At 66.7% G+C, this 6,374-nt stretch carries 6 protein-coding genes and 1 pseudogene; all 7 read left to right on the top strand.

Going from position 1 to position 6,374, the window contains the following annotated elements; all coding sequences use genetic code 11:
- Nucleotides 1-200, top strand: a pseudogene (locus ACFYXM_RS28210) (hypothetical protein); the annotation flags it as partial.
- A gap of 6 nt (nucleotides 201-206) precedes the next feature.
- Complete coding sequence (locus ACFYXM_RS28205) at nucleotides 207-638, top strand: transposase (protein WP_389293479.1); 432 nt, start codon at nucleotides 207-209, stop codon at nucleotides 636-638.
- Nucleotides 592-1,293: an IS701 family transposase gene (locus ACFYXM_RS28200; protein WP_389293480.1), complete on the top strand. Its 702-nt coding sequence runs from the start codon at nucleotides 592-594 to the stop codon at nucleotides 1,291-1,293. Before ACFYXM_RS28205 ends, ACFYXM_RS28200 begins: the two co-directional genes overlap by 47 nt.
- A 1,427-nt stretch (nucleotides 1,294-2,720) precedes the next feature.
- The gene (locus ACFYXM_RS28195) at nucleotides 2,721-2,936 is read left to right on the top strand and encodes a hypothetical protein (protein ID WP_389293477.1); all 216 of its coding nucleotides are present in this window, start codon (nucleotides 2,721-2,723) and stop codon (nucleotides 2,934-2,936) included.
- A 3-nt stretch (nucleotides 2,937-2,939) separates the two neighbouring features.
- Entirely contained in the window at nucleotides 2,940-3,719 is a 780-nt protein-coding gene (locus tag ACFYXM_RS28190) for a metal-dependent hydrolase (RefSeq protein WP_389293475.1), read from the top strand.
- Between the two features lie 188 nt (nucleotides 3,720-3,907).
- Entirely contained in the window at nucleotides 3,908-5,152 is a 1,245-nt protein-coding gene (locus ACFYXM_RS28185; protein WP_389293473.1) for a hypothetical protein, read from the top strand.
- A gap of 105 nt (nucleotides 5,153-5,257) precedes the next feature.
- Nucleotides 5,258-6,349, top strand: coding sequence for a hypothetical protein (locus ACFYXM_RS28180; protein WP_389293471.1), 1,092 nt, complete (start codon nucleotides 5,258-5,260; stop codon nucleotides 6,347-6,349).
- Nucleotides 6,350-6,374 lie beyond the last annotated feature (25 nt).

Below are 6,374 nucleotides of genomic sequence, written 5' to 3'. Positions count from 1 at the left end.
TCGGATGGTTGCGGCGCAAACACCGCCGGTCCAACTGGAAGAGTCTGCGCCGTCGCTACTGCGCGGGCCGATGGTGGCCCGCCGACGACGAGGTCGTCTTGTTCAGGTGCGCGAAGGTGCGGACCAACCGCTATCTGTATCGCGGGAACAAGATCCCCTCGCCTTGGCTGAGCGGGACCACGATGGCAGCGGCCGTCTGAGAGGGCTTGTGGAGAGCCGGATGCCTGGAGATCGGGCACGTCCGGTTCGGGAGGCGGCTCGGGGAAACCCACTGGTGGAAACACCAGCAGGGCGCCCCGAGTCGACCTCACCAGCTGGCCGAACAGGGCGGCCTTGCCCGGCCCGGGCCGATGCAACGCCTGCTGCGCTACGCCCGCTGGGATGCCGAGGCCGTCCGCGACGACCTGCGCGTCTACGCCGCCGAACACCTCGGCACCGACGGCAGCGTTCTCGTGGTCGACGAGACCGGCTTCCTGAAGAAGGGCCGGTCCTCGGCAGGAGTGCAGAGGCAGTACACCGGCACCGCGGGACGCATCGAGAACGCCCAGGTCGGCGTGTTCCTCGCCCTGGCCACCAGCCGGGGGCCGGGCCCTGATCGACCGACGGCTCTACCTCCCGGAACACTCCTGGTGCACTGATCCCGAACGCCGCAGCGCGGCCGGGATACCCGACGACGTGGAGTTCGCCACCAAGCCGCGCCTGGCCGCAGAAATGATCACCGCCGCACTGGACGCCGGGATCACCGCCCCCTGGGTGACCGGCGACGAAGCTTACGGCCAGGACCCCCAGCTCCGCGCCGCCATCGAGGAGCGCGGCGTCGGCTACGTCCTGGCCGTCGCCTGTTCGACCCGGGTGAGGATCAACCAAGGCCGCACGCCCATCCGCGCAGATACTGTCGCCGGCCGGCTGCCCGCCTCTGCCTGGCAGCGGCACAGCGCCGGAGCCGGCGCGAAAGGACCGCGGTACTACGACTGGGCCTGGGTCCACATCGGCACCGACAGCCATCGGCACCTGCTCGTCCGCCGCAACCGGTCCACCGGCGAACTCGCCTTCTATCTGTGCTGGTCACCCACCGAAGTGCCCCTGTCCGAACTGGTCCGCGTCGCCGGTGTCCGCTGGAGCATCGAGGAATGCTTCCAGGCCGCCAAGGGCCAGGTCGGTCTCGACCACTACCAGGTCCGCAACTGGACCGCCTGGCACCGGCACATCACCCTCGCCATGCTCGCTCCGGCTGACGACCACCGCCTGGCTGGGGGCAATGCCCGACCGTTCGAGAGCGGCAGGTCTTCATAACGTGAATGCGCGAAAACGCCCCCGACACCATGGCCAGCACCGTTGCCAGCAAGTAGCACGGTGATCGACACCAGCAACATGGGCGTCTTCCTCAGCCTGGACGTCGGTAAGAGCACACACCCCGGCCACGGGCTCGCCCCGTCCGGCAAACCGAAGTGGCTGCGACGTACACGGCGCCTTCCAGGGGGACCATGTGCGTGCCCCCGCTCCCTCTCCGCTCGGTGGGCCCCTCTGGAAGAACTTAGGCTGAGCCTAAGTTTTGGCGTTCTGGCCAGCATCGTGCGCACCTGGGGCGAGAAACTTAGGGTCAGCCTAAGTTCCAGTGTGCCCAAGAGTGAAGAATCAGGCTCAGCCTAAGTTCATGTATCGAGCTCGGGGCACATCCCGGTGCTGTCTGACAGTCAACAAGCCCCCGCATCGACCCGCCCCGCAGCGCCCTGACCTGGGGATATTAATCGTCGGCGAGCGCTTCGAAAAATTAGGTTGAGCCTAAGTTTTACCTCAAAACGTGCTCGCTTCATTAACACTTTCCACAGCCGAATGTGCTCGCCAGACCATGATCATTTGGGCAAAAGTGCAGGTCAGCGTGGGTTTCAATCTCCAGCTCTCTTAAACAAAGAACCACGCCTGTGGACATCTACAGCCCAGAACCAACTCTTCCATCGGACCTGGTGTCGCACTGAACTGTTTGCTACCTACCCCGAGGGTCCAGGTCCTCACTCGGCATCTACAGTTCCTCTCAAGGCAGTTGGTTGATTCTCACCCCGGAAGCCAACCGACTGTATTAGGACAACCCCACCTGATTCAGCAACCACACGCCAGCCACCTTCAACCCTCGCCCTCACTACTGACATGAACCTCTCACCGTAACCACATACTGGAGCAACCACAGTCTCGGTAGGCACGGTCCACTGAGGGCGCCTAGCGCCCGAAGGGTGCGCGGAGCGCAGGACCGTGACTTAGGGCGAAGGGGAGGTCTGGAGGGGACGCCGCTATAGCGTCCCCTCCAGGGATGGTCCAGCGCATCCAGGCGCTGGCGGGTGGGTCCGGGAGGGCAGCGCCCTCCCGGCAACGGTCCGCACTTGACCATGGACAAGATGACGGATTCGAATCCAGGGAGCAGGACTGTCACATAGGCCCTGCCGCCGGTCGTGTCCTCTTTCAGCGACACAATCGTGGCATGTCATCACGATTGCGCAGTCCTGGAGGAAGGCTAAAACGCGTCCTTCTTGCACTCGTTGCGACTGGTCTTGTGATCGGCTTCTGGCGGTGGACAGGGCACGGCAGCGACGTCACTGATCCAGGTTGGCTCGGCCGTACTACCGAGACCATTACCGACTTCGGGGAGTCGATGAAGGACGTGATCCGTCGGCTTGGTGACCAGCTCAGCTGGTGACGCTTCAACAGACCTTTGAAGGGATTCCCCAGTGATACGTATTGCACGGTGGCTGCTGACCGCCTTGCTGACCATCGGCCTGGTCTGCGGCGTTCTCAGATACGTGCGTGACAGCAACGCGAGCGGCATTCGCGATCTCGTCACAGCGTTCGTAGGAGGTATCGCAGACGTCACCTACCGGTGGGTGCCGCCTACCGTCGAGTTCCTCGCCGGACTTGTGTCGGACCTCTTCGGACAGGCGGCCTGACAGATGGTGATGGGACCTACGCACGCCTTGTCGGGCGTGGCTGTGTGGATGGCGGGTGCCGCGGGCCTGCAGCTGTGCGGGTTCGCCGTTCCCTCCGCTGAACTCGCGGTCGGCGCTGCCGTGTCTGCGGGGGCTGCTCTGCTGCCAGATATTGACCACCCCTCGTCGACTGTCGCCAGGACGTTCGGGCCGGTCTCCATAGCTCTGTCGCACCTGGCCGACCGGGTCTCGACGACGGTCTACAACGCCACTCGTATGGCCCGTGAGGCACCACGCACAGGCGGGCATCGCACTCTCACGCACACGGCTGTGTTCGCCGTCGCATTCGGCGGCCTGGTCAGTGCAGCGTGCGGGCTGCTCGGGAAGCCAGCCGCGGCGATTGTGCTCTTCTTGATGCTGGGTCTTGCAATGCGCGGCTTGATGGGCAGATGGGCCCGACGCCAAAGCTGGGTCGTCACCACGCTCGTGACAGGTGCCGCGGCGGTGGGCGCTGCGTGGTGGCTGCCGACCGGGCGCGGATACCCGGTTCTCGGCCTGGCCGTCGCGGTCGGATCGCTCACCCACTGCCTCGGCGACATGATCACGAAGCAGGGTTGCCCGCTCGCCTGGCCGATCGTGCACCGCGGGAAACGCTGGTGGGAGTTTGCTCTTCCGGCCAGGTTCCGGATTCGAGCCGGCGGGAGCTTCGAGAAAGTCGTGCTCGTCCCAGCACTCGGCGTGCTCACCACGGCGGGTACCGTGTTCGCGATCCCTGAGGTGCAGGCCCTGATCCTGTCCGGATGAAGGCCGTGACTGCCTGAAGCCTCCACCCTCCCGGCCAGCAGCATCTCGCCAATGCTGGTGCAAACTCACCGGTCGACGGCATAGCCGGTTTCGCCCACACGGACAGACAGTGGTCAAATGGCCGCGACTTTCTGATTATTTCGTCGCCCGAGGTGCTGTGGCGGAACACCGAGCTCAAGGAGAGGTACATGAACCGCTTTCCCACCCGCGCTGTGGCGGCTGCGGCCGCCGTCCTGCTCGCGGCCGGTTGCTCCAGCTCCGGCGGCGAGGGCAAGAGCACCCCCGCCAAGAACGACAGCGCGAAACCCTCGCAGACGGCAGGGCCGGGCCTTGAGATACGTCTCGGCAAGGACCTCGTCGCCCACCAGGGCGTAGCCGTCGCGGCGCTGGAGCGCGAAACTCTGCAGATCCGCAAGCAGGTCACGGTTCCCGAACCGGTCGCCCAGGGCCAGCTCGCCGGGACCGGCAGCCGCAGCCGCGTCTTCGACAGTTCCTTCGAGTACGCCCTGCTGGGCGAGAGCGGCATGAGCGCCAGCGCCCCCGACGGAGCGCTCAAGGTTGCGGACCTCGCGGCCGCCGGCAGCGGCAAGGGTGTCCTGACTTTGACCCGTGAGCAGCTGACCGCCGCCGGTGTGACCGGCACCGTGTCCGGCGCCCAGTTCACCGGGTCGCCGAAGGAGCCGGAGCTGTGGTTCCAGACCACCGCGGCTGACAGCCCCACCGGCGAGACCTGGTCCAGCTCGACCGCCGGCCAGTACAAGATCACGTCGCTGTGGTCCGTCAACGTCAAGGACTGGCAGGCCGGTAGTACCCGCACCGTGCGTAAGCACGACGTCCCCGCCGAGGTGCAGACGTACTGGAAGAGCCAGGAGTGCCAGACCGCGTTCTCCCGCAGCCCGGGCCAGGAGGGCTTCACCCCGTGGAGCTGCTGGCTCGTCGACGCCGCCGGTACCCCTGTCGCCAGCGGCCCGGTCAGCGCCCGCACAGTCCGCGGCACGGTGGACACCGGGTGGACGAACCCGGCCTCGGGAACCGGCAGTGAGAAGGTCACCTTCAGCTATGTGAAGGGAAGTGACGGTAAGCCGGCCCTTCCTTTGAGTGTCAGTGGTGCTGGCGGCAACGGCGCGTCGACGCTGGACGGCATGTCCGGTTTGATCGACAGCGGCTCCGCGGCCCAGAGCGAGCGGAAGATGTGGCGGTTCACCACCGTGGGCTCCCAGCTGAAGCTGAAGGAGCTGCCCAAGGCGCTGCCGGCGACGACGAGCACCGACGGTGAGACCGAGCTGTGGGTGTTCCCCGACGGCCAGGCCGTGGCCAAGGTCGAAGACGGCGACGCCGCCACCGGCTGGATCCTCACTGCTGATCAGGAGTGGAAGAAGGTCGGTCCCTGGGCGGCTGATCTGCAGGACGCGGAAATTCACACGACCGCCTGAACCTGGCAGTGACGGGGCCCCGAAGACGCGTCTTCGGGGCCCTGTCCGATTCCGTCCTTAGGGTCCCAGGCGGCTTCGACCCCGCAGAAGAAGGACGGCCCCGGCATGACCACACCGCTTCTCGCGCGTACGTCACCGCGCTCTCGTTGTCTACTCGTCACCGCTGGCGGGCTTGGTGCCGCGCTCGCTGTACTGCAGCTGGCAGCGATGAGCCCCGCGGTGGGCCTCCTCATGTGCGCGCTGGGTGCCCTGTGCGGGTTCCTCCTGTGGCTCAGGCGGAACCGCACCATCGCCACGGCTGTGATGTCGACCTGCCTGACGATGATGTGGATCCCCGCCGTCATCAGCCGAACCGGCGAGGCTGCGGGCGTTCCCGAAGCCATCGCCTCGTGGGAAGTCGTACCGATGTGGGCCCTCACTCTCGCCGTGCCGGCCGGAGCATGGCTTTCGGCGCGGCATCGGGGCTCACGCGCCGTGACAGTTTTCCTGTGCCACCTCGCGATCAGTGTCACGGCTCTGGCCGCCGCGGTGTTCCCCGCTTCCTCCCTGTCGACCGCGGCCGCCGCCACTGTCTTCGTCCTTGTGCTCCGCTCCGGCTTCCCGGCGGCCGTACGGGCGCGTCTGTACCGCACTTGGTCCTCAAACGCCGGGACACCCGACCCGCTCCGCGACGGTGCGGACCGGCTGTGGCTGTCGGTACCGCCTTCCAGCTCCGGAGGGAGCCAGGTGCACGTCGGCGCCGACGGTGCGGTCGCAGTCGTTCACCGGCTGCCCCCCGGGCATGTCACCCTCGCTCGCGTCGACAACCAGTCAGGGACGAGAGTGCAGGCGTACACGCTCAACGGCTCCGCAAGCGAACTGGCGGACGCGCTCGGCCGGTTCGCCGCGGAGGACCGGGCCCTGGCCCGGGCGCTGAGCGTCAGCCCGAGTGACGTTGTCACGCTCGTCGCAGCGCCGCATGCCGGCCTCGTCGACGAGTTCGTGTCCATCGATCTGGCTGGCATCTGGGACAGGGCCGCGCACCAGTACGTCGACCACCGCGTGACCCTGCTGGCTTCAACGGGAGCGGAAAGCCATCTCCAGCACCTTGTGGTGAGGCGACGGCGGCTGACGACCAAGGGCCAGCGAGCGGCTGCCCAGGAGCGCGGGGATCGGCGACAGCGGGACGTCACGGCGACAGCCATGGCGCTCCGCTGAACCAGCCGCAACCGGGACCCAGACG

The sequence above is a fragment of the Streptomyces sp. NPDC002476 genome, from assembly GCF_042889785.1.
Lineage (GTDB): Bacteria > Actinomycetota > Actinomycetes > Streptomycetales > Streptomycetaceae > Streptomyces.
This window is presented reverse-complemented; position numbering and strand designations above follow the sequence as displayed.

Coding starts and splice junctions, on each gene's coding strand:
- ACFYXM_RS28190 (WP_389293475.1), top strand. CDS start 2,940: ATGGTGATGGGACCTACGCACGCCTTGTCGGGCGTGGCTGTGTGGATG.
- ACFYXM_RS28185 (WP_389293473.1), top strand. CDS start 3,908: ATGAACCGCTTTCCCACCCGCGCTGTGGCGGCTGCGGCCGCCGTCCTG.
- ACFYXM_RS28180 (WP_389293471.1), top strand. CDS start 5,258: ATGACCACACCGCTTCTCGCGCGTACGTCACCGCGCTCTCGTTGTCTA.